This is a genomic window from Baaleninema sp., from assembly GCF_049974805.1.
Classification (GTDB): domain Bacteria; phylum Cyanobacteriota; class Cyanobacteriia; order Cyanobacteriales; family Geitlerinemataceae; genus Baaleninema.
Genome location: NZ_JBNGCO010000248.1, coordinates 1 through 1,908, shown reverse-complemented (window position 1 = coordinate 1,908; position 1,908 = coordinate 1). Strand labels below are relative to the sequence as shown.

General features: G+C 57.0%; 1 protein-coding gene. It reads left to right on the top strand.

From position 1 onward, the window contains the following. Nucleotides 1-635: 635 nt before the first annotated feature. Complete coding sequence (ltrA, locus tag ACP5D4_RS21700; protein ID WP_428013681.1) at nucleotides 636-1,826, top strand: group II intron reverse transcriptase/maturase; 1,191 nt, start codon at nucleotides 636-638, stop codon at nucleotides 1,824-1,826. Nucleotides 1,827-1,908 lie beyond the last annotated feature (82 nt).

Here is a 1,908-nt window from a genome sequence, read left to right as displayed (position 1 = left end):
GCCCGTTTCCCTCAGTGACGGTGATAGTCCGTCCCTGTGTAACCGTGAGAAACATAGGAGGCCAACATCAGGATTATCACTCCGGGTAAAACCTCCCCGTCGCTCCCATCGAACGGGGTTGCCGGAGGTAAGTGACTCGCTACGCCGCAAGGCGGGCGGGAGAAGGGCTTGAGGCCGAGGTTCAGATCCGTTTTCTTCTGCTGAAGCGACGGCAGGCAGAGGATTAGGTCGAGGTGGCGTGGTCGTGGGGTGAGGATTCGCTAAGCTCTGCAACCCAGGCTCTCTGAAGCCAAGAGAGATCAAAGCACGGAAGCTCACGGAGAGCCGTGCTGGAAGCGATCACAAGTGGTTAGGCGCGGAGAGGAACTGAACAGGGAAACGAAGTGACCGAGTGAGGCCTCGCGGACGTCTCTGCGCAAGTCGCAGAGTAGGGCACTGGGAGTCCGATGCAACCGTGAGGAGTCAGCGCCGTCATAGTAGTCGTGGTCGGTCAAGCCACGACGAAGGACGACACCGTGAAAGGATGGACAAGATGCACGTTGCGGACAGGGGCACGTTCCAAGCGAAAACGACCCGGAGCCAAGAAGCGGCACCGCCAGCGCGCATAAACTGTTCTGACAGAGGAGTGGTGTAAGGTGAAGCGAATCCTTCACAGTGCTATCGACAAGGTCTACAACTGGAACAACTTGTCGGAAGCCTCGCACAAAGTGGTGCAGAACAAGGGCAGCGGTGGGATCGACCGTATGAGCGTAACGACGTGGGAGCAGAAGGAGAAAAAGCATCTCTGCGCCCTGCGCCATCGGCTCATCAACGACACCTACCGCAGCAAGCCGGTAAAGCGGTGCTACATCGACAAGCCGGGGAGCAAAAAGAGGCGGCCACTGGGCATACCCGTCGTAGCAGACCGGGTCTGCCAACAAGCCGTTCATAATGTCCTGAGTCCGGTCTTCGAAGCGTATTTCCACGAAGACAGCTACGGGTTCCGCCCCGGGCGAAGCACGCACATGGCAGCAAAGCGGGTCGAAGAACTGCGCAAGCAGGGATATCGAACAGTGGTGGATTTAGACATCAAGGGTTTCTTTGACCATGTAGATCACGAAATCCTGATGCGACTGGTTCGCCAGGTCATCAAGGACCGCCGGGTTCTTGGCCTGATACGCGGCTGGTTGAAGGCCGGAGTCATGGAGGAAGGTAATGTGCGGTATCAAACCTCCGGGACTCCCCAAGGCGGTGTGATAAGCCCGTTGCTCAGCAACATTTATCTCACCGTTCTAGACAAAGCATTGACGGCGGCAGGTTATCAATTCGTGCGCTACGCGGACGATGTGGTGATCCTGTGCCGTCGAGAAGAAGAGGCGCTCGAAGCACTGAAATACGTTCGGGAAGTCCTGGGTCGGTTGAAGTTGGAACTCAGCGAGGAGAAGACCGCCATAAGTACCTTCAAGGCTGGCTTCGACTTTCTCGGTTTCCATTTCACTCGCCGAGGACACACCATCGGATCAAAGTCCTTAAAAGCCCTGTATGCGAAAGTCCGGGAAGCGACCCGGCGCAAGCAGGGGGACCGGCCCGTTGAAGAGATAATCAAAGCCCTGAATCCGCAATTACAGGGTTGGGGAAACTATCACCGAAACGGGCAGAATGTCGGCATGTTCACCAAACTGGACAGATGGGTGCGTAATCGCCTGCGCTCCTATATCCACGGGCGCTGGCGAACGATTCGCTGGCCGAGGAAGCGCAAGCCGACAAAAGAGGAATTCGATCAGATGGGCCTTTTCGAGATGCGCAGTATAATACGGCCTCAAGCGTTTCAACTCATGCTGTTCTGAGTCCCCCGGATGGGGTAATTCACGGGGCCGCCGGATGCGGGAGAACTGCCTGTCCGGTGGCAACAGAGGGCTTGGTCTTGGC